The 21,959-nt window shown below is 62.8% G+C and carries 17 protein-coding genes; 7 read left to right on the forward strand and 10 right to left on the reverse strand.

Annotation, left to right across the window (positions count from 1 at the left end):
- Window positions 1-8 precede the first annotated feature (8 nt).
- Genes CJ178_RS22695 through CJ178_RS22715 form a run of 5 tightly spaced genes read left to right on the forward strand, consistent with a single transcriptional unit; the run spans window position 9 to window position 6,056 of the window.
- Window positions 9-1,217, forward strand: coding sequence for an acyl-CoA dehydrogenase family protein (locus tag CJ178_RS22695; protein WP_095887715.1), 1,209 nt, complete (start codon window positions 9-11; stop codon window positions 1,215-1,217).
- A gap of 1 nt (window position 1,218) precedes the next feature.
- Window positions 1,219-2,340 (forward strand): acyl-CoA dehydrogenase family protein, encoded by a 1,122-nt coding sequence (locus CJ178_RS22700; RefSeq protein WP_092805798.1) that lies wholly within the window; start codon window positions 1,219-1,221, stop codon window positions 2,338-2,340.
- Complete coding sequence (locus CJ178_RS22705) at window positions 2,337-3,407, forward strand: MDR family NADP-dependent oxidoreductase (protein WP_095887716.1); 1,071 nt, start codon at window positions 2,337-2,339, stop codon at window positions 3,405-3,407. The genes CJ178_RS22700 and CJ178_RS22705 overlap by 4 nt, the downstream gene beginning before the upstream one ends.
- A gap of 58 nt (window positions 3,408-3,465) precedes the next feature.
- Window positions 3,466-4,389: an SDR family NAD(P)-dependent oxidoreductase gene (locus CJ178_RS22710; protein ID WP_095887717.1), complete on the forward strand. Its 924-nt coding sequence runs from the start codon at window positions 3,466-3,468 to the stop codon at window positions 4,387-4,389.
- 8 nt (window positions 4,390-4,397) lie between these two features.
- On the forward strand, window positions 4,398-6,056 hold the full coding sequence (locus CJ178_RS22715; RefSeq protein WP_095887718.1) for an AMP-binding protein: 1,659 nt from the start codon (window positions 4,398-4,400) through the stop codon (window positions 6,054-6,056).
- A 51-nt stretch (window positions 6,057-6,107) separates the two neighbouring features.
- Here the strand turns inward: CJ178_RS22715 and CJ178_RS22720 are convergent, their stop codons facing one another.
- A complete protein-coding gene (locus CJ178_RS22720; RefSeq protein WP_095887719.1) occupies window positions 6,108-7,025 on the reverse strand; it encodes a 3-oxoacyl-ACP reductase in 918 nt (305 codons plus the stop codon).
- Window positions 7,018-9,165, reverse strand: a complete 2,148-nt coding sequence (locus CJ178_RS22725; RefSeq protein ID WP_095887720.1) for an acyl-CoA dehydrogenase — start codon at window positions 9,163-9,165, stop codon at window positions 7,018-7,020. Before CJ178_RS22725 ends, CJ178_RS22720 begins: the two co-directional genes overlap by 8 nt.
- Window positions 9,166-9,335: 170 nt before the next feature.
- Between CJ178_RS22725 and CJ178_RS22730 the strand changes: the two genes are divergently transcribed.
- The gene (locus CJ178_RS22730) at window positions 9,336-10,505 is read left to right on the forward strand and encodes a low temperature requirement protein A (protein ID WP_095888105.1); all 1,170 of its coding nucleotides are present in this window, start codon (window positions 9,336-9,338) and stop codon (window positions 10,503-10,505) included.
- 201 nt (window positions 10,506-10,706) lie between these two features.
- Here the strand turns inward: CJ178_RS22730 and CJ178_RS22735 are convergent, their stop codons facing one another.
- From CJ178_RS22735 to CJ178_RS22760, 6 genes are all read right to left on the reverse strand, one after another.
- Window positions 10,707-12,050: an MFS transporter gene (locus CJ178_RS22735; RefSeq protein WP_092805804.1), complete on the reverse strand. Its 1,344-nt coding sequence runs from the start codon at window positions 12,048-12,050 to the stop codon at window positions 10,707-10,709.
- 40 nt (window positions 12,051-12,090) lie between these two features.
- On the reverse strand, window positions 12,091-14,394 hold the full coding sequence (locus CJ178_RS22740; protein WP_095888106.1) for a cytochrome P450/oxidoreductase: 2,304 nt from the start codon (window positions 14,392-14,394) through the stop codon (window positions 12,091-12,093).
- A gap of 157 nt (window positions 14,395-14,551) precedes the next feature.
- Window positions 14,552-15,235: an IclR family transcriptional regulator gene (locus tag CJ178_RS22745; protein ID WP_095887721.1), complete on the reverse strand. Its 684-nt coding sequence runs from the start codon at window positions 15,233-15,235 to the stop codon at window positions 14,552-14,554.
- A gap of 106 nt (window positions 15,236-15,341) precedes the next feature.
- Window positions 15,342-16,055 (reverse strand): type 1 glutamine amidotransferase, encoded by a 714-nt coding sequence (locus CJ178_RS22750; protein WP_033235887.1) that lies wholly within the window; start codon window positions 16,053-16,055, stop codon window positions 15,342-15,344.
- A complete protein-coding gene (locus tag CJ178_RS22755; RefSeq protein WP_045066517.1) occupies window positions 16,048-17,301 on the reverse strand; it encodes a Mur ligase family protein in 1,254 nt (417 codons plus the stop codon). Before CJ178_RS22755 ends, CJ178_RS22750 begins: the two co-directional genes overlap by 8 nt.
- Before the next feature lie 25 nt (window positions 17,302-17,326).
- A complete protein-coding gene (locus tag CJ178_RS22760) occupies window positions 17,327-18,268 on the reverse strand; it encodes an EamA family transporter (protein WP_095887722.1) in 942 nt (313 codons plus the stop codon).
- A gap of 72 nt (window positions 18,269-18,340) precedes the next feature.
- On the opposite strand from CJ178_RS22760, the gene CJ178_RS22765 reads away from it, so the two are divergent.
- A complete protein-coding gene (locus CJ178_RS22765) occupies window positions 18,341-19,234 on the forward strand; it encodes a LysR family transcriptional regulator (protein ID WP_095887723.1) in 894 nt (297 codons plus the stop codon).
- 72 nt (window positions 19,235-19,306) lie between these two features.
- Here the strand turns inward: CJ178_RS22765 and CJ178_RS22770 are convergent, their stop codons facing one another.
- Window positions 19,307-19,687 carry an SHOCT domain-containing protein gene (locus CJ178_RS22770; protein ID WP_033235891.1) on the reverse strand — a complete coding sequence of 127 codons (381 nt, stop codon included), beginning with the start codon at window positions 19,685-19,687 and terminating at the stop codon, window positions 19,307-19,309.
- A 207-nt stretch (window positions 19,688-19,894) separates the two neighbouring features.
- Complete coding sequence (gene leuA, locus CJ178_RS22775; protein WP_033235892.1) at window positions 19,895-21,703, reverse strand: 2-isopropylmalate synthase; 1,809 nt, start codon at window positions 21,701-21,703, stop codon at window positions 19,895-19,897.
- Window positions 21,704-21,959 lie beyond the last annotated feature (256 nt).

Consider the following 21,959-nt stretch of genomic DNA (forward strand, 5'->3'; position numbering starts at 1 on the left):
TCTTACCCATGTACCTGGATTTGTCAGAGGAGTCGAAGACTCTGCGCAAGGAACTGCGCGCGTACTTCGCCGAAATCATCAACGACGAGGATCGCCGCGCGTTGGTCGATCAGACCGAAGGCGGACCCGTCTTCGATCGCATCCTGCGCCAGATGGGCAAGGACGGCTGGTTGGGCTTGGGGTGGCCGGAGGAATTCGGTGGCCGCGGGGAGAACCCCGAAGCTCTGTACGTGTTCTACGACGAGGTGATTCGCGCCAATGCACCGCTGTCGCTTGTCACGCTGAACACGGTTGGCCCCGCGTTGATCAAGCATGGAACCCAGGCGCAGAAGGACTTCTTCCTGCGCCCGATCCTGGCCGGCGAGTTGATCTTTGCCATCGGCTACACCGAGCCCAACGCCGGTACCGACCTCGCTGCTCTCGAAACGCGAGCTCGCATCGAGGGTGACGAGCTTGTCATCAACGGCAACAAGATCTTCACCAGCGCCGGCGTCTTTGCCGACTGGGTGTGGCTGGCCGTGCGCACCGATCCGGATGCCCCGACGCATGAGGGCATTTCGGTGGTACTGGTACCGACAAGCGCTCCCGGATTCTCCGTAACCGAAATTCACACCGTTGGCGGAATCAGCACCTCGGCAACCTATTACGAAGATGTGCGGGTACCGCTCACCAACGTTGTCGGCGAGCTCAATCAGGGTTGGAAGCTCATCACCAACCAGCTCAACCACGAGCGGGTTGCCTTGGCCGCCCGCGGTGGTATCGCCAACGAGCTTTTTGCCGAGGTAGTCGAGTGGGCGAAGACGGAACCGGCCGGTGACGGCCACGTCTACGACATCCCATGGGTTCGGGAAAAGCTGGCAGAGGTCTACGCGCTGCTCAGTGCAGCCGATCTGATGAACTTGCGACTCGTTGCCGATGTTGCCGCAAACACCTTGGGCGGTGGTGATTCTGCTGCCGCCAAGATCTTCGGCACCGAAGCCGTCGTGACTACGTACGGAATGCTGCAGGAAGTGCTGGGAGCCAAGGGATTGCTGCGTCCGGGAACTCCGGGTGCAGTGCTCGAAGGCCGCGTCGAGAACCTCGGCCGACGCGCTCAGAACAACACCTTCGGCGGTGGCACCAACGAAGTCATGCGTGAAATTGTCGCGGCCAAGTGCCTGGGTATGACGCTTGCTGCGCGTCGTCGCCCCGCTGCAACACCGAACGAAAAGAGCTGACATGGAATTCGAATTCGACGACAATCTGTCCGCGGTGCGGGATCTGAGTGAATCGATCTTTGCTGCGAAGTCCGGAGTCGACCGACTACGTACGGTGGAGAGTGCAGGCGGCTTCGACGCCGACCTGTGGAAGGTGCTGGCCGATTCCGACGTTCTGGGAATCGCCCTGCCCGAAGAGGTGGGCGGCGCGGGGCTCGGAATGCTTGGGCTCGCTGCAGTTCTCGAGCAGCAGGGTCGACGCGTTGCCCAGGTACCGCTGTGGTCGGTCGTCGCAACGGCGGCGCTGCCGATTGCAGAGTTCGGCAGCGAAGAGCAGAAAGCGTCGTGGCTTCCAGGACTGCTCGACGGTTCCGTGATTGTCACCGGCGCGTTCGACATCGGACACGGTGCCAACCTGCGGGTGCGGGCAGAGGCAACGGGTGACGGATGGACGCTGCGCGGAACCGTCGATTCAGTGTCCGCTGCTGACGTTGCCGACGCTGTGGTTGTTCCGGTGGCGATGCCCGACGGCGGAACCAGCGTGATGATCGTGCGCACCGATCGTCTTTCGCGCACCACGTTGAACGTGACAAACCGTGAAAGCAACAGCACTGTGCAGTTCGACGGGGCCACCGTCAGCGCCGCTGACGTTCTGCCTGGCGACGGCACTGCCACTTACGAATGGACGCTGCGCCGAGCACGGGTTGCTCTGGCAGCCTTGGCTGTTGGTGTGTGCGAAGAAGCGCTGGCCATGGCAGCAAAGTACACCTCGGAGCGTATCCAGTTCGGTCGACCCATCTCCACCAACCAGGCTGTGTCCGTCCGGGCCGCCGACGCGTATCTCGATACCGAGAGCATCCGACTGACCGCGCAACGCGCGGCCTGGCTGATGGACACCGGAGTGGAGAGTGAAGCGGAAGCTGCTGCACTGGTAGCCAAGTGGTGGGCATCGCGCGGTGGACTCCGAGTTGTTCACGCAACGCAGCATCTGCACGGCGGTATCGGCGCTGATGTCGACTACCCGATCCATCGCTACTTCCTGTGGGGGCGTCAGATCGCCTTCTCCCTGGGAAGCGCGGGCGCGATCGGCATGGAACTGGGCAATGTTCTGGAGAAGGGTGCTTCGATCGGCGCACCTGTATGACCACGGGGGAGAACCTGGCGGTGCGCGTCCTGCGCGCACCACAGGGTCTTCCACAGGCGGAAGACTTTTCGGTCGAGAAGGCTTCAATTCAGCAGCCGCAAGACGGTGAGGTGTTGTTCCGGGCTTGCTATCTGGCGATCGATCCCAGCGCCAGGCGGCGCCTACCGTCCGCTGACGGACGCCCAGGACCGCTCGGAGCGGTGGCCGGGATCGGCGACATCGTGCTGGCAGGGGTGAGCCCACCACAGGCAGGCCTCGACGGTGCGTTGGTTGGTGAGGTTGTCACGTCACGCCACCCGGATTTTGTGCCAGGGGACCTGGTTCGTGGCGGAAATACGTGGCAGGTCTTTCACACGGTCCGAGGCGAGCACCTGGACTTGTTGGAGCCACGTCCGGGATTTCGACTGGAAGCGGAACTGGGAGTACTCGGTAGGCCGGGATTTGTGGCGTACTGCGGACTGCACTTCGCGTCGACGCTCGAAGCCGGTATGACGGTGGTGATCTCGGCTGCGGGTGGCGCCGTCGGGATGGTGGCCGGACAATTGGCTGCGCTGGCCGGCGCCCGCGTCGTCGGCATCGCAAGTGGTGACAAGGTCGCCTACGTCGTGAACGAACTCGGTTTTGCAGACTGCATCGATCGGACCGACGAGACGATCGCTGCGGGACTGGCGAGGACCTGCCCGGATGGCGTCGACCTGTATTTCGACAATGTCGGCGGTGAGACGCTGGCAGCGGTGTTCGAGCAGCTCAACGACTTCGGTCAGGTTGTGGTGTGCGGCATGGCAAGTGAGTACAACGGCGCCGAAGCCGACTTCGGGCCACCACTGCGCCCGGTTCTTCGCAAGCGACTGAAAATTCAAGGCTTTGTGGTGTACGACCATTACGAGCACTATCCGCGCTACCGCGAGTGGGCAATCGAACAACTCGACGCAAGGCGGTTGCATTATCGCGAGGACGTCGTAGACGGGTTGGAGAATGCCCCGCAGGCGTTGGAAAACGTACTGACCGGCCGGAACCGCGGCCGTCAGCTTGTACAACTTGGTCCTCTGCCACAAATTCTGCGGTAGTGGACGCGTCAAGGAAACCAGCCCGACACGGTGGTCGGGGAAATGGAAGGTGTAACGCATGACGAATGACAGCACCACATTCACAGGCCTCGCGGTCGTCACGGGAGCCAGCCGGGGAATCGGCCGGGCGATTGCGAGACGCATTGCAGCAGAGGGAATACCCGTCGCGGCGGTATCGCGCACATTGCGGGCGGGCGACGGAAGCCTGCAAGGCTCGCTCGAGGAAACCGTCGGATTGATCAATGCGGCAGGAGGAACCGCGAAAAGCTTTGCCGTCGATCTGGGGACTCCTGAACTCGATCGCGCCGCACTGATCGCGCGGATCGAGGACAGCTTCGGACGACCGGTGAGCATCCTCGTCAACAACGTGGCTGCGTCGCGGCGCTACGAGACACTGTTTGCGGACATGCCGCGAGAGTGGTTCTACGACTCCGTCGAAACGAACGTGTGGAACACCTGGGACCTGATGAAGGCGGTTATCCCGAGCATGCGCGCGAACGGCGCAGGGTGGATCGTCAACATCTCGTCCCGGCAGGCCGGGCCACGCGTCGGGCCGCCTTTTGCGCCGCATCCGCTGGCCGGATCAGTGCTGTACGGCGGAACGAAGGCGATGATGGACCGGATCAGCACGGGATCCGCGATGGAGCTGTACAGCGACAACATTGCGGTGAATTCGCTTGCGCCCAACCGTGGCGTCGCAACCGAGCACGCTGCCGCAGCGGTTCCGGGATGGCCGTCCGAACCCGAGGACACGATGGCCGAAGCGGCACTCCTGCTCTGCACTGCTGAACCGTCCGAGGTAACCGGCCGTGTCGCATACAGTCTGCCCCTGCTCAAAGAGTTCGGTCGTTCCGTACATGCGCTCGACGGCAGTGGTCTGCTCGCCGGCTGGCAGCCAGACGACCTCGACGAGGACGGCTTCCCCGGGGACTATCTCACCTTCAACCCGCCCGCCCCGGTGCCGGCTGAACTACTGAAGTAAGGAGCGACGTGGATACGTACGCAGAAATCATTCGAAGCCGCGCCGAGGACGACAAAGTTGGACTTCGATACGAGGACAACTCGTGGTCGTGGCGTGAGGTGGTGCAGGAAAGTGCCGATCGTGCAGCGGCATTGACGTCGTTGGTGCCGCAACCAGGCGACCGTCAGATCCACGTGGGCATCCTGCTCGAGAATGTTCCGGACTTCGTATTCTGGCTGGGCGCCGGACCTTTGGCCGGCGCGGCCGTTGTCGGTATCAACGCCAGTCGCAGTGGCGCGGAGCTGGCACATGACATCAGCCACGGAGACGTGGACGTCGTCATCACCGAGAATGCCTTGGCGCATCTCGTCGACGGCACGGGCCACGGTCTGCCACCCGAGCGCATCCTGAACATCGACAGCCCCGAGTACGCCGAGTTCCTGGCGCCGTTCCGCGGAGCAGCACTACCCGAGACTGTGCCGACACCGGAAGAAAAAGCGCTGCTGCTCTTCAGTTCCGGCTCGACGGGTGCACCGAAGGCCGTGATCGTCGGACAGGGACGGCTGGCACGCTTGACAGCTGCCATGGTCGATCGGGTATCGCTGCGCCGCGATTCCGTGACCTACCTGTGCATGCCGCTCTTCCACGGCAACGCGGTGATGTTGAACCTGGCGCCGGCGATGTGCGTCGGCGCGACGGTTGCGATGACAAGGAAGTTCTCGGCCAGCAAGTTCGGTCCGGACATCCACCGCTACGGCGTCACGTACGTCAACTATGTCGGCCGGGCACTGTCGTACACGTTGAGCAGGCCCGAGGATCCCCGGGATGCGCAGAGCACCCTGGAGTTGGCCTTCGGCACCGAGGCGTCGGAAACCGACGTCCGACGATTCTCCGAGCGGTACGGATGCACCGTGATGGAGGGCTACGGGCTCAGCGAAGGGGTGTTCCGGATCGGGCGCACACCGCAGACGCCCCGGGACTCTCTGGGTATTCCGCAGAACGGTCTCGACATCCGGGTTCTCGACGAAGCGACAGGTATCGAATGCCCGCCTGCGGAATTCGACAGCGACGGTCGTCTGGTCAACGCCGAGGCGATCGGTGAGATGGTGGCAATCGGCCTGGCTCACACGTTCGAGGGGTACTACAAGAACCCCGGGGCGATGGCGGATCGAGTCAAGGGCGCCGATTTCTGGTCCGGCGACCTGGCCTACCGCGACAGCGACGGCTACTTCTACTTTGCCGGACGGTCCTCCGACTGGTTGCGCGTGGACAGCGAGAACTTCTCTGCCGCGCCGGTTGAGCGTGTCTTGCAACGGGTTCCGGGAGTGGCTGCCGCTCCGATCTTCGCCGTTCCGGACCCGCGGACCGGTGACCAGGTCATGGTTGTGGTCGAGATGGAAGACGGCGTGAGCTTCGACCCCAAGAGCTTCGGTGATTTCCTCGACGAGCAGCCGGACATGGGCGCAAAGTGGTGGCCACGATTCGTTCGGGTCATCGATCGGTTGCCCCTGACCGGAAGCAACAAGGTCAACAAGACGCCGCTACGGCGCGCAGCTTGGGCCACAGACGATTCCGTGTACACCAGGGTGGGGCGAACGCGTGAGTACGTCTTACTCGACGACGGTGGCCGAGACGCCATAGAAGCGGAATTTCGCGCACATGGCCGATTGGCGATGTTGCCGAGCTAGCGTGCTGTGCGCCTTTGTTAACCGCGGGCGGTTAACAAAGGCGCACAGTGGTTAGGTGCCAGTTGTATCCAGTTCGATGATGCTGCTCGCGGAATAGGTTTGTCCCGCAGGTAGTTCAGCGACATAGGGCACCAGCTGATCTGCGAACTCTTCTACTGTGAAGACCCCGTCCGCGGCAACAAACTTCTGTTGCACCGTGGGCGGGGCCATCAACGCCACCATGTCGCCGTAGACGACAAACACCTGGCCGTTGATCGTCTGTGCTGCCGGAGTTGCCAGGAAAGAGACGAAGGTAGCAACACGTTCGGGTGCCATGATGTCGAGTCCCGTATCCGGTTCACCGTCGGCAAAGACGCCTGCCGTCATCTCGGTGCGGGCACGTGGGCAGATCGCGTTGGCGGTGACGCCGTACTTCGCCAGTCCACGTGAGGTGGACAGCGTCAGTGCCACGATGCCCGCTTTGGCGGCAGCGTAATTGGCTTGACCAGCACCGCCGAGCAGAAACGCTTCGGACGCCGTGTTGATGACGCGTCCGTACACCGGGCCACCAGCAGCCTTGCCCGCGGCGCGCCAATGCACCGCAGCCGAGCGGGAGAGCGCCGCATGGCCTTTGAGGTGAATCGCGATGACGTCGTCCCACTGCTTCTCGGTCATGTTGAAGAGCATCGCGTCGCGGGTGATTCCGGCATTGTTGACCACGATGTCCAAGCTGCCGAAGGTATCGACCGCGGCTTCCACCAGGTGATCTCCCAGCGACCAGTCGCTGACGTCGCCGGTCACCGCAATAGCACGGGATCCGAGAGCTTCGATTTCGCGCACGACATCGTCTGCAGCAGAACCGATGTCGTTGACCACGACACTGGCACCGCGAGCGGCCAATGCGAGTGCTTCGGTGCGGCCCAAGCCGGCTCCGGCGCCGGTGACGACAGCGGTGCGGCCGGTGAGCGAGGTATCAACTGAGTTAGGCAAGAGCTGGCTCCCTGGGTAGTCCGAGAATGAGTTCGCCGATCTGGTTGCGGAGGATTTCCGACGTACCACCGGCGATGGTCTGGAAGCGCACTTCCAGAAAACTGTGATGGACAGGCATTTTCAGTTCGCTGCCTGCGGGCAGGAAGCCGGAGAGCAGCAGTCCGGCGTCGGCGAGTCGCTGACCGTGTTCGCTGCCGACGAGTTTCAGGACCGCGCCCTCGGGCCCCGGTCCTGCGCCGAGCACCGCGAGTTCCGCGATTCGGGTGGTCAATGCCCGCAGCGCCAGATCCTCGGCAACCAGGTCGGCCACCGTGTCATCCATGCCCGAGTTCTGTTCGCGCACCACGGTGAACAGATCGTGGATGCTGTAGGTGACGCCAAGACCGAGTCGTTCCCGGCCGATGGTGACACGCTCGTTTCCGAGTGCGGACCGCGCAACTCCCCAGCCGCCGTTGACTTCACCGAGCACATCGGCATCGGGAACAAACACGTCGTCGAGGAAAACCTCGGAGAAATGCGAATCGCCGGTGATCTGCTTGATCGGACGTACCTGCACGCCGGGCGCAGACATGTCGATCAGCATCATGGTGATGCCCTTGTGCTTTCGTGCCTCCGGGTCGGTGCGAACAGTTGCCATGCCGTGCGTGGAGGTCACGCCGCCGCTGGTCCAGGTCTTCTGGCCGTTGACAATCCAGCCGCCGTCGACGCGCCGCGCCCTGGTAGTGATGCCTGCTGCGTCGGAACCGGCGCCGGGTTCGCTGAACAGCTGGCACCATTTCACGGTGCCCATGAGGCTGGCGTCGACAAAGCGTTCGTGTTGCTCCGCGGTGCCGTGTCCGACAACGGTGAGGAGCACCCATTCGCCGATTCCGTACTGCGGCAACTCGAGTGCCGACAGTTCCTCCTCCAGAACCAACTGCTCAACGGCGCCCGCGCCGCGGCCCCACGGCTTCGGCCAATGGGGAACGGCATAACCCGAGTCGACGAGTAGGCGTCGAAGCTGATCCGCGGGTGCGGCGACGGCTTCTTTGACGAAAGCCCGAGCCTGCGTGCGGTACTCGTCGGCCTCGGCGGGCAGTTCGATGCTCGATTCGCGTCGGATGCCGGCGGCGGTGGCGTCGGCGATATCGGCTCGCGCGACAACGGGGGAGAAGGAGGCGTTCAATGCGCCCGCACGACGCAGATACAGGTGCGCGTCGTGCTCCCACGTGTAGCCGATGCCGCCGTGCACCTGGATGCACTTCTGGGCTACCCGCATGGCTGCGGGGAGCGCGGTCACCACGGCAACTGCCGCTGTGAGGGTGCTCTGATCCTCGTTGTCGTAGGCTGCCTGGGCCGCATCCCACGCAGCGGCGGTGGACATCTCGCGGTCCACGAGCATGTTGGCAAGGATGTGCTTGACCGACTGAAACGAGCCGATTGCGCGGCCGAAAGCAAAGCGGGCCTTGGCATATTCGACGGCAAGGTTCGTGGCCGCGGTGATCACGCCCGCGGCTTCGGCAGCCGCCAGGGTGCGCCCGATCGACACTGCGTTGGCACTCGCGCCGGGCAGAACCGCTACGGCGTCGACGCTACCGTTTGTGGTCACCGCAGAGAGCGGGCGCGTCGGATCGAGCGTCGGGGCGCCGGTGATCTGTACCTGTTCGCGCCGTAGTACAACAACGTCCTCACCGATCGCGACCAGAAGAATGTCGGCCATCGCAGCGCACAGAACCTCGACAGGTTCGGCAATCTCGACACTGACGCCCGATAGGGTGGCCGTCGCGGCGATTCCGACTGCTGCGACGGCGGTTCCGTCGATCAGACCCGGAAGCAGTTCGGCCTGTTGTTCGATAGCTCCTGCCGCGGCAATCACCGCCGATGCCCACACCGTCGGAAGCAGTGGCCCGGGAGTCACCGCGGATCCCAATTCTTCTACCACCACGGACAATTCAGGCAAGCCGAACCCGGCGCCACCGTATTCCTCCGGCAGGTGGACGCCCAACCAGCCAAGCTCGGCGAAAGTCGACCACCCCGACGGCAATTCGTGCGTCGGATTGTCGAGACTCTCGCGAGCCTCGGCGAGTGGGTCCGCTCGCGAGATGTAACTGCGAACCGACTGCGCAAGAGCGCGCTGGTCTTCGGAAAGTGCAATAGACATGGAGAACTACCTCGTTACGCGACTGAGCCCGCAGGCTGATTGTCACTGCCGCAGGACTACCGCAGACAGGAGTTGTTCCCTCTACACGTATCACGACAAACCCGGCTGTAGTGGACAATCTCGCTGAGTGGGTCCAGCGCATCCGCTATCGGAGCGCTACTCTGCGAACCGTGAGTCGTATCAATTCATTCATCCGGCCGTTGGTTCCCCGTGATCCGCATGAGGCACATCGAGTAGCCACACCACTCGAACTGCTGACGGACCTGTGCTTTGTCGTGGCAGTTGCCCAGGCAGCCACGGGCCTTCACCACGCGATCAGTGAAGGGCACGCGGCCACAGGTGTCGGGCACTTCGCGATGGCGTTCTTCGCAATCTGGTGGACCTGGCTCAACTTCACGTGGTTTGCCTCCGCCTACGACAACGACGACGGCATTGCGCGACTTCTGACGATCTTCCAGATTCTGGGCGCGCTGGTACTGGCAGCCGGGATTCCGCGCTTCTTCGACAACGATCCTCTGCTGATCATTCTCGGCTACGTCATCATGCGAATAGCCCTGGTGATTCAATGGGTTCGAGTGTCGAGGAACGATCCCGAACACGCACTCACCGCCCGCAGATACGCCCTCGGTATCGTGCTCGTTCAACTCGGGTGGATCGGCTTCTACTTTGTACCGGCCGCGATCTACGTCCCGACGTTCCTGTTCCTGGTGCTGTGCGAATTTGCCGTGCCGGTGTGGTCGGAGAAGCCGGGAATGACGCCCTGGCATCCACACCACATCGCCGAGCGGTACTCACTGTTCTTCATCATCGTTCTCGGCGAAACGATTCTGTCCACCACCGTCGCGATTCAGGACGCGGTGTCCGGTGAACATCCGGCGGCCAAAGTGGCGTACGTCGTGGTCGGCGGAATCCTGATCGTCTTCAGCCTGTGGTGGCTGTACTTCCAGCGAAACGCCGGCGACGCTCTCGGCGGCGACAACGTCTCGCCCTTCGTCTGGGGTTTCGGGCACTACTTCATCTTTGCGTCCGCCGCTGCCATCGGTGCCGGCCTGGCTTCCCGCGTCGACTACTGGACCGGCCACGCCGAAGGCAGCGCGTTGGTGACCGGTGCGGCCGTCACGGTGCCGGTGGCCATCATCTTGGCAGCGCTGTGGTTCATTCACATCCGCTTGCACGATTCGTCGACGCGAACCCTCGTGCCATTCGGCGTCGCTATTGCGGTGATCCTGGGCGGTACTTTCACCGCCGTCCCGGAATTGGTGGCCGGTCTGGCCTGCGCGGCACTGCTGGCAGTGGAGTTGGTTCTCACCGAGGGAACGAAGGACTCTGCCGCGCACTGATCGCGAGGCGTGTTCTCGAAATGACGACCAGAGTAAGGCCGTCGGTTCAGTCTCGCATCGTCGAAAATCCAGATCCCAGGCGCAGATCCAGATTTCCGACGATGCGTTGCAAACCGAGTCTCGACAGACACCACACGGGAGTCGGAGAAGGTCCGCCCAATGACCTCGTTGCCGTTCTCGACGTCCTCGGGGCTGCAGTGACTACTCGACCTTGTCGAGGTCGACTCCCTTGGTCTCGCGGCTTGCCAACAGGGCGATCACAGTGATCGACATCGTGATAACCAGGTAACCCACGACCATGCCGACGCCGTGGTTCTCGATGAGCCAGATGGCGATGAACGGGGCGGGTGCACCGGCGAGGATCGACGAGCCTTGGAACACCAGCGAGGAGCCGGCATAACGGTAGCGGGTCGGGAACAACTCGGTGATCCAGGCTGCTTCCGGGCCGGCGAGCATGCCGTGGAACAGTGCGCCGACGCACACACCGAGCCACAGCATCGGAAGACTCTCGAGCTGCACGAGCCAGAAGAAGACCGGCGCCCAGATCATGAGGACGACAGCGGGCACGAGCATTGCGATGCGGCGGCCGACACGGTCGGACCACGCTCCGCCACCGATCATGCCGACGAACTGGAACACCGAGGCGAAGGTAACGGCCATGATGACATCGCCGCGCGCAAAGTCGAAATATGTGGTGGCGTAAGCGATAACGAAGATCGTATAGATGTAGAAAGCGATGTTTTCGCCGATGCGCATACCGAGACCGATGAGCACCACACTCGGTCGCGACAAGGCTTCGAAAATGCTCGAGCGTTCTTCCTGCGGAGCCTGTGCGGCTTGCTCCTGTGCGGCCTTGAACACAGGCGATTCCTCGACGCCGCGACGCACCCAGAAGCCGATGGCGAGCAGCGGGATCGCGAACAGGAAGGCGATGCGCCAACCCCACTGGTCGAACGCCTCGTCCGGGACTGCGAATACGAGAATCGAGACCACGACAGTGGCCAGAACCGTACCCATCGGAGCACCGGCCTGCGGCCACGAGGCCCAGAAACCGCGACGCTTGGGTTCGCCGTACTCACTGACCAGCAGCACTGCGGCACCGAACTCGCCGCCGAGCGCGAAGCCCTGGATCATGCGCAGTACCACCAACCCGACAGTGGCCCAGATGCCCACCTGTTCGTAGGTGGGTAGCAATCCGATCGCGGCAGTCGCCGTACCCAGCAGAATGAAGGTGGTCACCAGCATCGGCTTGCGGCCGTACTTGTCGCCAAGGTGCCCGAATACGATGCCGCCGAGCGGCCGGGCGACGAAGCCCAGGCCCTGGGTGGCGAGTGCGAGCAGCAGCTTCGCAACGCCGCTGTCGCCCGGGAAGAAAAGCGGCCCCAGTACGGTTGCGGCGAGGATGCCGTAGATCGCGAAGTCATACCACTCGAGAACGGCACCAGCCATGCTGCCGGTCAGTACGCGCTTGAAACTACTGCGGGGAACGGCGTCGCTGACGGGAGGTTCCTCCAGGTCGGAGACCTGGGTTGTCTGTGATCCCATGAGGATCCTTTCGGGTCGGGAAGAAACGGGGAAATGTGGGTCAGAGCGCGAGTGTGATCTTCTGTCCGCAGGCGCGCGAGCAGCAGGTCATCATCGATTTATTCTGAGCGCGTTCGGTTTTCGTGAGCACCATGTCTCGGTGATCCACCTCGCCGTCGAGTACGGGGGCCTCACACGAACCGCACAGGCCTTCCTCGCAATCGCTGGGGATGTCGATATTGGAGGCACGCAACGCGTCGAGGACGGTCTGATCGGCAGCGACCTGGATTGTCAGACCTGAGTCGCGGAGTTCGACCTCGAACGCGTGCTCGTTGGACGGGTCGAGTGTCGCGACCGTCGAGGTGAAATGCTCGACGTGCAGCGAGTCTTCCGGCCAGTGCGCAGTAGCCTCTTCGAGCGCGGAGAGCAGTCGTTCAGGACCACAGGAGTAGATCTGAGTGTGTGCCGTCGCAGTGGAGAACACTGTCGCGATGTCGAGACGGTTGCCAGCGGCGCTGGAATGCACGACAAGGTGGTCGCTGTGATCTGCATTCAGCCTGTCGAGCATCGCCATCGTGGCGACATCGCGTCCGCAGTAATGGATCTCGTAGTCCTTGCCGGCGGCCTTGGCGTGATCGGCCATTGCCACGATCGGCGTGATACCGATGCCGCCTGCCACGAAGACGTAGCGCTCGGCAGCCGGATCGAGCTTGAAATGGTTGCGGGGCCCACGCATCTTGAGGGTGTTTCCGGCTTCGAGAGTGTGATGCACGTAGCGCGAGCCGCCCCGGCTCTCGGACTCTTCGCGCACGGCGATCTCGTAGCGGGACAGATCGTGAGGGTTGCCGCACAGCGAGTACTGCCGCGTCAGATCGCCGAGATCGATGTCGATGTGCGCGCCCGGCGTCCACTTCGGAAGTGCTTTGCCTGAAGGATCGGAAAGGGTCACCGTGACCACGCCGTCGGCGGCGGGAGTGATCGCCTCCACTCGCACCGTGCGCGAGATATTGGTCTTGGACGGCTCGCCGACCTTCACGGGCTGTCGTCGCAGGAGAATCGAAGCATCGCGGAGTTCAGGGTTTGCGTCCGGATTCCACTGCACCCAAACATGATCCGGACCTCTGAATGAGGTGTTCGGTAGGTAGGTGAACTCCTGATCGGGGACGAGTTCCAGGTGTGGGAGTCGTGTGGTGATCTCCTCGAGGAAGATCTGCATCTCCATACGAGCCAGATTCTTGCCCATGCACTGATGGCTGCCGTAGCCGAAAGTGAGGTGATCGCTGGAGTTCTCGCGACGGATGTCGAACTCGTCCCCGCTCTCGAAATGGCGGTCGTCGCGGTTCGCGGACGATGTGACGATCAGGAGCTTGGAGCCCTTCGGGATGTCGATGTCGCCGATTCGGGTGTCGGCAGTGGCCAGTCGGCGCCACGCGGCAACTGAGCCAGAGTGTCGCAGGCACTCCTCGACGGCGTTCGGGATCAGACCGGGATCCTCGCAGATTTCCTGCCACACGCTCCGATTTTCGAGCAGCAAGCGGAATGCGTTGGCTGATGCGTTGGCGGTGGTCTCATGAGCGGCAACGATTCCCGCCATCATCATCGAGTGCAGATAGGAGTCGGTGACGACCTCCGGTTGTTCCTTCTGAACGCGGAGACCGTAGGGCATCCAGCCGTGGCCGGAGGGATCCTTGCGCATCTTTTCGAGCACCGTGCCTGCGTACTGCCAGAACTTGCCTACGGCTTCGGCGACCGCGACCTGTTCCTCGGGTGCAGGTCGGCCCCAGGTGTTGACGGTGTGCGCGATCGAGTACTTGCGTAGGTCGTCCATGTCCTCCTCCGGCACGCCGAGGAAGTGCAGCGCCACGGTGAGCGGGACCTCCCACAGCATTTCGTCGACGAGGTCGACCTTGCCTGAGTTCACGAAGCGGTCGACGTACTCGCGGACGAGGCGCCGAACCATCGGCTCGTGGTGCACGAGTTCCGCCGGCGTGAACGGATCCATCAACGCGCGGCGACGCGGCATGTGCGCCGGCTCGTCTTCGTTCACCAGGGTGCGCGACATCGCGTAGTCGTATTTGGCGAGGGTGGCGGTGGCTTCCTCCGAGACAGGGGTGATCTTCTCCAGTGCGATGGACGGCGAGAACAGGATGTTGTCGCGGAAGACGGCCTTGACGTCCGAATAACGAGTGACGACCCAGTAGCCGATTTCGGGACTGAAGAACACGGGCTCCTCGTCACGGGACCAGCGCAGCGACGCAGCGGGGTCCACCTGGTAGTCGCCGCCGAAGGGATTGAAGCTGGCTGCCTTTCCGGATACCGGACATCCCGAGTTAAGAGCCGCATGATCGATCGGGCATCCGTTCATGACTTCTGACATCTCTATAAACCGTCCTGAACTGTGAAGTTACTAATAACGCACATAGTGTGCTTTGAGCGCACTTCGCTCAGGGTAAGTGAGGTCACATTCAAAGGTCAAGATGGCTGAAAAACACAGTCGGGCGAAGATTTCCCCGACGGAACGATCAGGCAGAGATGAGGCGTTCGAGTTCTCGCGCTGTGGTCATCACGGCTTGGGCAGCGAGTTCGGTGTCGAGACCGTCGATCGCCACAACGCCGACGCTGCGCTCGAGGTTCGTAGCCGATCCGAGGTTCTCCGGCAGTGCAATCCCGGAGGCAATGCCGATGGCACCGTGCTCGAGTTGCCCCACAGTCAGGCTGTATCCGTCCCTGCGTGCCCGTTTGATCTCTTCGGAATCAGACGCAGCGTCGGGCCGCATGGCCAATATCGCGATACCGGCAGCACCCTTGTCGAGGGGGTGTCGCGTGCCGGTTCTGTATCCCACTCGGATGAGAGTGTCTTCGGGTTCGGCGACCATCAGTACAACGCAATCCTGGCCTTGCGCAACGGATATGAAGGCGGTTGCACGCGTGGTGTTTGCCAGTGAGTGGAGTAGGGACTGCCCGTCCCGGTTGAGCTGTGGCTCGAAGCAAGAACCGAGAACCGCGGCTCCGACACCAAGACGAATCCGTCCATCCTCGATGCGAGCGATCAGCGAATGTGCTTCGAGTGTCGAAACGATGCGATAGCAGATGGCTCGGTGCACGTCGAGCTCACGAGCAAGGTCCGCAACCGAAATCCCGGTCGGGAACTGGGCAATGATGTCGAGCGCACGCAGCCCACGATCCAGAGTTTGCAGGGTACTCATTGGCGTCCTGTTCGTGGTCGGGCGGTCCGTGTCGACTTTACGTTTCCAGGCGCCCTGGTGCGGTAAGCAGAAGTGCCGGGATGCAGAAGCGCTCCAACTCTACAGATCAGCGAACCGAGAGTCGTTCCTTGCGAAGCTGATCGACCTCGGGCAGGTGCAGGGGCTCGAGTGAGTCCACGCCCAGAGCGCGCATCAGTAACAGGTCCGCCAACTCGGGATTGCGGGCCAGGACCGGTCCGTGCATGTACGTGCCGATGACGGAACCCTGGGTGACGCCCTCCAGGCCGTCGCCGACACCGTTGCCGACACCGTGCGTGACGCGTGCGAAGCCGGACGCGTCGGCGCCGAGAGTGGTTCCACCACGATGGTTTTCGAAACCCGAGAGCGGTGCGGTGAGCCCCTTGATCAAAGGCTTCGTGATGACTTCACCGATCGAGCGCTTTTCCTGCGGTGCGGTCGTGACGTCGAGCATCGACACGCCGTCGACGCGCTCGCCGCTCGAGGTTTCGTACCAGTTTCCCAGAACCTGGATGGCAGCGCAGATAGCGAGGACGGGTGCGCCGCGTTCGGCTGCGCGCTGCAGTCCGGGGTATTTCGCGAGATGCCGGGTAGCGAGGCGCTGCGCAGAATCCTCAGCACCGCCGAGGGCGTAGACGTCGAGTGAATCCGGCACCGGGTCGTTGAGCGTGATGTCGACGATCTCGGCGTCGTAGCCGCGCATGCGCAGGCGCTGACGCAGGATCAGGGCGTTACCGCCGTCGCCGTAGGTGCCCATGACGTCGGGGAGGACAAGCCCGATGCGCACTGTCGAATCAGACATCGCGAGTCTCCTTGGCGATTGCGGTGTTCAGATCGCGGAATGCCGTGTAGTTGGCAAGAACTTCGACGCGACCGGGCGGGCAGGACGCGATGGCGCGCAAGGGATCCGGCTCCAAGGTGTGCTCGACGCCGGCGTAGGTGAGGCGCACCGCGAGGTCGGTACCGCGCTCACCCGCCGCGACTACCTTGACGCCTTCGAAGTGTTCGAACTTCACGTCCCACAGCCAGGAGAGATCCTCGCCGTCGGGGACCTGCCCGTTCACGGCGATGACCAAGCCGTCGACGGAAGGGTCGATCATCGACAGTGCTTCCTGCCAGCCGGCGGGATTCTTCGCGAGGAGCATGTGGACGGAATGGGAGCCCACCTGGACGGTGCTGTATCGCCCGGCAACTTCCTGGACCGTCGACGCGGCGGCAACTGCGCCGACCGGATCCGCGCCCAAGGCCACTGCAGCAGCGACGGCCTGAGCTGCGTTGCCGCGGTTGGCTTTTCCGGGAAGCGTCAGCGTCATCGGAATCTTCAAGCCATCAGGGCCGTAGAGATTGTCGTCGTCGAGCCACCACGCCGGCTCGGGCCGCGCGAAGTCCGAACCGGTACTGCGCCAGTGCTTTCCCTCCCACACGATGGGTTCGCCGGTGCGCGGGCAGCTGACGGAATCGCTTGCCCAGCCGCCGCCGGCCGCAACCCACACGACGTTGGGGGCGTCGTATGCCACGGAGGTGACCAGCACGTCGTCACAGTTGGCGACGATGACCGCATTCGGGTGCGCGTTGACGCATGCCCGCAGTTTGCGTTCGATCATGTTGATCTCGCCGACGCGGTCCAGCTGATCGCGGCTCAGATTCAGGAGCACGATCACTTCGGGGTTCACGGCGTCGGCGACATGGGGAACGTGAAGTTCGTCGACTTCGAGTGCCGCGACCGGCGCGTTCATCCGGTTTGCCAGTGCCGCGACGATTCCGGCGTCCATGTTGGCGCCGTCGGCCTGTGTTGCCACGTCACCAAGCGTCGCGAGTGCCGCTGCCGTCATGCGCGTTGTTGTCGACTTGCCGTTGGTGCCGGTGACGACAACGGTTCGCTTCCCGCGTCCGAGTTGGGTCATCAGCGTCGGGTCGATCTTGAGGGCGATGAGCCCACCGATCATGGAGCCCTTGCCGCGGCCGGCTTTCTGCGATGCCCAGGAGGCTGTGGCGGCAGCGCGCAGGGCGAGCTTTCCGCGTGTCGTGATCGATAGTCCAGTTCCCACGGCCCGAGTTTGGCACAGCGCGCCGTCAGACTTCGAGTCGTGCAGGTGCTTGTCGTACGGGTGTGTTCGACGGAACAGCGGCCTTGGGGGTGCGTCGGATCTGGGCGGCGCTTGCCCCGGCGATCACGACTACGGCTCCCACCAGTGACAATGCGCTGGGATTTTCGTGCAGGAACAGCCAGGATGCGCCGATTCCCACTACCGGCACGAGCAGCGAGAGTGGTGCGACCGTGCCTGCGGGATAGCGTCCCATCAGGATGGTCCAGATGCCCGACCCGGCGATGGTGCCGATCAACACGATGTACGCGAGTCCGATCAGCGCCGGCCACCCGTCGGCACTGAACGCGGTTCCGAGGGCATCCCAGCCCGTGCTCGGACCTTCGACGGCAGCGGACAGGGCAAGCATCGGCAGCGGAGGAATGACGCACATCCACAACATCAGGCGCATGGGCGCTGGGTCCCCGGTGGTACCCGCAGCTGCGAGGCGGCTACCGAGGTTGCCGAAAGCCCAGGACAAGCCGGCCAGCAGGGTCAGGATCACTGGTAACAACGCGGCCTGGTGCGAGCGATCCCATCCGATCAGGGCCATACCCGCCACGGCAACACCGATGCCGGACACCTGCCACGCGCTGAGCTTCTCCCGCAACAGAACTGCGCCCAGTAGAACAGTGAAGGGAGCGGACGACTGCAGGACCAACGAGGCGAGACCGGTTGGCATACCCGTGTGCATCGCCCAGTACAGGAAGACGAATTGGCCGAAACCGAAACCGAAGCCGTAGAGCAACAGCCATCGCGCCGGAACCTGAGGGCGCGGCACGAAGATCATCACGGGAATCGCGATGAGCAAAAAGCGCAGCGCGGCGAAGAAGTACGGCGGGAAGTGGTCGAGTCCGACCCGGATCGCCAGGAAGTTCAATCCCCACATGATCGCGACGGTCAATCCGAGAAGGCGGTCGCGAGGAGTCATGTCGTTAATCGTGAGCTGTGTAAAGCATCAGGACAAGCGAATAAAGATGGACCATTAATGTAGTTTTTCTACATGGATGCAACCCGGTTGAGAGTGCTGCGTGAGCTGGCGGACAGAGGAACGGTCGGAAGCACCGCCGACGCCCTCTCCATGACGCCGTCCGCAGTCTCCCAGCAGCTCAAGATCCTCGCCCGCGAGGCCGGTGTGCCGCTCCTGGAACCGGACGGGCGCAAACTCAGGCTCACCGACGCCGGCCGTGCGTTGGTGCTGCGCGCCGACGACGTGGTGGCCGCTCTCGAACGTGCGGACGCGGAGATGGCGTCGTACCGGGGTTCGCCGCGAGGCAAGGTGCGGGTGGCGTTCTTTCCGTCCGGGGCGGCGCTGCTGCTGCCCAGGGTGTTGACGGCACTCGAAGGGTCCGGCGTCGACATCGATGCGTGCGACGTGGATCAGCCGGCGTCTGCGGTGCCGCGGCTTCTGGCCGATCACGACGTGATCCTCACCCATCGCGACGAACGCGCTGCGGAGACGTCGTTTCCGCGGGTGAGCGTGCAGCCTCTGATGCGTGAGCCCATCGACTTGGTGCTGCGTCCGGATCATCCTCTGGCAAAGCAGAATTCGGTTCGTTTGGATCAGTTGGTGGACGAGAACTGGATCAGTGTGCGCGGCGGATTTCCGGTCGACGACGTACTGATGTCAGTTGCGGCTGTTACCGGTGTGCAACCTCGCGTCGGACATCGGATAAACGATTTCCGGGTTATCGAGGAGTTGGTCGCCGCCGGACACGGTGTGGCGTTGATGCCGCGGCACGCGATCACACATCCTGCAGTGTCGAGGAAACCGATCGCCGGTGTGCGTGCTGCCCGGGTCTATGAATTGGCCACGCGATTGCACGCCGATCGAAGTCCCGCGATCGCAGTGGTGCTCGCGGCGTTCCGCGACGTTGCACGGGCCGTCGGAGAATAAACAAAACGGGAGCGACACGATTAGTGCCGCTCCCGCTTTGGTGGTGCAACCTGCAATTGAACTGAAGATGAATCAGGCTGCCAGAGCCTTGGCCTTCAGGGAGGCGAATTCGTCTTCGGTAATGGTGCCGGCGTCGAGAAGTGCCTTCGCGTCTGCGATTGCCTCGGCGGGAGACTTACCCGCTACCTCACGAATGTAGCTGTCCTGTGCCTGCTTGACCTGGTGCGCTGCCTCCATGGAGCGCTGAGCCATACCGTCGCTCTTGACGATCAGATAGATGAGCGCCGTGAGCCAGGGAATGACGAAGAGGAAGAATACCCAGATAGCCTTCTTCCAGCCTGAAGTCTTGTGGTCGCGGAACAGGTCCGTAATGATTGAGAACAGCAGAATCAGGTATGCGACGAACGCAAAACTGACGAGTATCACCCAGAGGAAATCCCAGAAGGAATCCATGTCGAGCCCCATTTCGCAGGTCGGAATTGTCTGAGATGAACTATCTCACGCGGTGACCACATCCGCATCATCCTCAAAGGATGAAATAACGGTAATGAATTCTTTGATATCCGATTCAGGACGTACGTCGTTCATCGAAAATCGATGTGAAGTTCAGACAAGTGTGGCTCCTATCCGAATGGATAGGAGCCACACTCGACAGTTGTCCTAGCTAGCGCGGTTAACTGCCGAAACCACTGCTCGCAGCGACGCCGTCGTAATCGAGGTAGCGATACCGACGCCCCAGACGACGGTGCTCTGACCGTCGGGGCCGGTCACGGCGCACTCGACGTATGCGGCAGCCTGAGCGTCGTCACCAGCGGACATGGCGTGCTCGGAGTAATCGAGAACGCGAACGTCGAAGTTGATGCTTCCCAGAGCGTCGACAAAGGCAGCGAGCGGGCCGTTACCGGTACCCGAGATCTCCTGCTCCTTGCCGTTCACCTTTACGATCGCGGTGATCGCATCAGTGCCACCGTCCTCCTCGGACGCGGTGACCTTCTGCTTCATGCGCTCGAGCGGGCGGACGGGAGCCAGGTACTCCTCGTGGAAGACGTCCCACATTTCCTTCGGCGAAACCTCGCCGCCCTCGCCGTCGGTGATCTTCTGGACGGACTGCGAGAACTCGATCTGCAGACGACGCGGCAGCACGAGACCGTGATCGGCCTTCATGATGTACGCGACGCCACCCTTGCCGGACTGCGAGTTCACGCGGATGACGGCCTCGTAGCTGCGGCCGACGTCCTTGGGGTCGATGGGCAGGTACGGAACCTGCCACACGATGTCGTCGACGTCGGCGTTCTGGCCGTCGGCGTCGATCTTCATGGCGTCGAGGCCCTTGTTGATGGCGTCCTGGTGACTGCCGGAGAACGCGGTGTAGACCAGGTCGCCGCCGTACGGATGACGCTCGTGGACGGGCAGTTGGTTGCAGTACTCGACCGTGCGACGGATCTCGTCGATGTTGGAGAAGTCGATCTGCGGGTCGACGCCACGCGTGAACATGTTCAGGGCGAGGGTGACCAGGCAGACGTTGCCGGTGCGCTCGCCGTTGCCGAACAGGCAGCCTTCGATGCGGTCGGCGCCGGCCTGGTAGCCCAGCTCGGCTGCAGCGACGCCGGTGCCGCGGTCGTTGTGGGGGTGCAGCGACAGGATGACCGAGTCGCGGCGAGCCAGGTTGCGGTGCATCCACTCGATGGAGTCGGCGTACACGTTGGGCGTGGCCATCTCGACCGTCGCGGGCAGGTTCAGGATCACCGGGTTTGCCGGCGTGGCACCCAGGGTTTCGGTGACGGCGTCACATACTTCCTTGGCGTACTCCAGCTCGGTGCCTGTGTAGGACTCGGGGGAGTACTCCCAGCGCCAGTTGGTGTCCGGGTACTTCTTCGACTCGGCGAGCACCAGTTCGGCGGCGTCGGTGGCGATCTTCTTGATCGTGGCCTTGTCGGCGCGGAAGACGACACGACGCTGCAGGATCGAGGTGGAGTTGTAGAAGTGCACGATCGCGTTCTCAGCGCCTTCACACGCCTCGAACGTGCGCTTGATCAGCTCGGGACGCGACTGCGTCAGCACCTGGATGGTGACATCGGACGGGATTGCGCCGTCTTCGATGATTTCGCGGACGAAGTCGAAGTCCGTCTGGCTTGCCGACGGGAAGCCGACCTCGATCTCCTTGTAACCCATCCGGACCAGCAGATCGAACATACGACGCTTACGCGCCGGGCTCATCGGGTCGATCAGGGCCTGGTTGCCGTCACGCAGGTCCACCGCGCACCACTGCGGGGCGCGGTCGATGACTTTGTCCGGCCAAGTGCGGTCCGGCAGCGTGACCGTTTCGACTTCTTCGGAGAATGGCCGGTAACGGAACGTGGGCATCGACGAGTTCTTCTGCGTGTTCCACGCAGGCTGATCGGCCGGTGCCGGCTTGGTGGGAGGCGTGATGATGCGAGTGCCGGTGGTGAATGCGTCAGCGGGGGACATGGGGTGATCTCCAACGATTGTGGACCCGGCCTGATGACCTGTTGGTCATGACCGAAAGTCCGGAAGGCTTGGTCGACCGGCGCACACAAAACCCCGCGACGGGAGGCCAGTCTGGATCAGACCCCGTCGCGGCAACCAAGAAGGAGTGCGCGCTGCATGCACTGCACTCTACTCCTGGAATGTCGGCGAATGAGGTGGGGTCTCGGCGACATGCCGAAATTGTCGTTGAACGGTGCTGTTGTTTCGTGCTCCGAAA

Origin of the sequence: Rhodococcus sp. ACPA4 (genome assembly GCF_002300185.1) — a bacterium.
In the GTDB taxonomy this organism is placed as follows: Bacteria; Actinomycetota; Actinomycetes; order Mycobacteriales; family Mycobacteriaceae; genus Rhodococcus_F; species Rhodococcus_F globerula.

Excerpts from the sequence above, each read along its gene's own strand:
- CJ178_RS22695 (WP_095887715.1), top strand. The coding sequence starts at position 9 with ATGTACCTGGATTTGTCAGAGGAGTCGAAGACTCTGCGCAAGGAACTG.
- CJ178_RS22700 (WP_092805798.1), top strand. The coding sequence starts at position 1,219 with ATGGAATTCGAATTCGACGACAATCTGTCCGCGGTGCGGGATCTGAGT.
- CJ178_RS22705 (WP_095887716.1), top strand. The coding sequence starts at position 2,337 with ATGACCACGGGGGAGAACCTGGCGGTGCGCGTCCTGCGCGCACCACAG.
- CJ178_RS22710 (WP_095887717.1), top strand. The coding sequence starts at position 3,466 with ATGACGAATGACAGCACCACATTCACAGGCCTCGCGGTCGTCACGGGA.
- CJ178_RS22725 (WP_095887720.1), bottom strand. The coding sequence starts at position 9,165 with ATGTCTATTGCACTTTCCGAAGACCAGCGCGCTCTTGCGCAGTCGGTT.
- CJ178_RS22735 (WP_092805804.1), bottom strand. The coding sequence starts at position 12,050 with ATGGGATCACAGACAACCCAGGTCTCCGACCTGGAGGAACCTCCCGTC.
- CJ178_RS22740 (WP_095888106.1), bottom strand. The coding sequence starts at position 14,394 with ATGAACGGATGCCCGATCGATCATGCGGCTCTTAACTCGGGATGTCCG.
- CJ178_RS22745 (WP_095887721.1), bottom strand. The coding sequence starts at position 15,235 with ATGAGTACCCTGCAAACTCTGGATCGTGGGCTGCGTGCGCTCGACATC.
- CJ178_RS22750 (WP_033235887.1), bottom strand. The coding sequence starts at position 16,055 with ATGTCTGATTCGACAGTGCGCATCGGGCTTGTCCTCCCCGACGTCATG.
- CJ178_RS22760 (WP_095887722.1), bottom strand. The coding sequence starts at position 18,268 with ATGACTCCTCGCGACCGCCTTCTCGGATTGACCGTCGCGATCATGTGG.
- CJ178_RS22765 (WP_095887723.1), top strand. The coding sequence starts at position 18,341 with ATGGATGCAACCCGGTTGAGAGTGCTGCGTGAGCTGGCGGACAGAGGA.
- CJ178_RS22770 (WP_033235891.1), bottom strand. The coding sequence starts at position 19,687 with ATGGATTCCTTCTGGGATTTCCTCTGGGTGATACTCGTCAGTTTTGCG.
- leuA (WP_033235892.1), bottom strand. The coding sequence starts at position 21,703 with ATGTCCCCCGCTGACGCATTCACCACCGGCACTCGCATCATCACGCCT.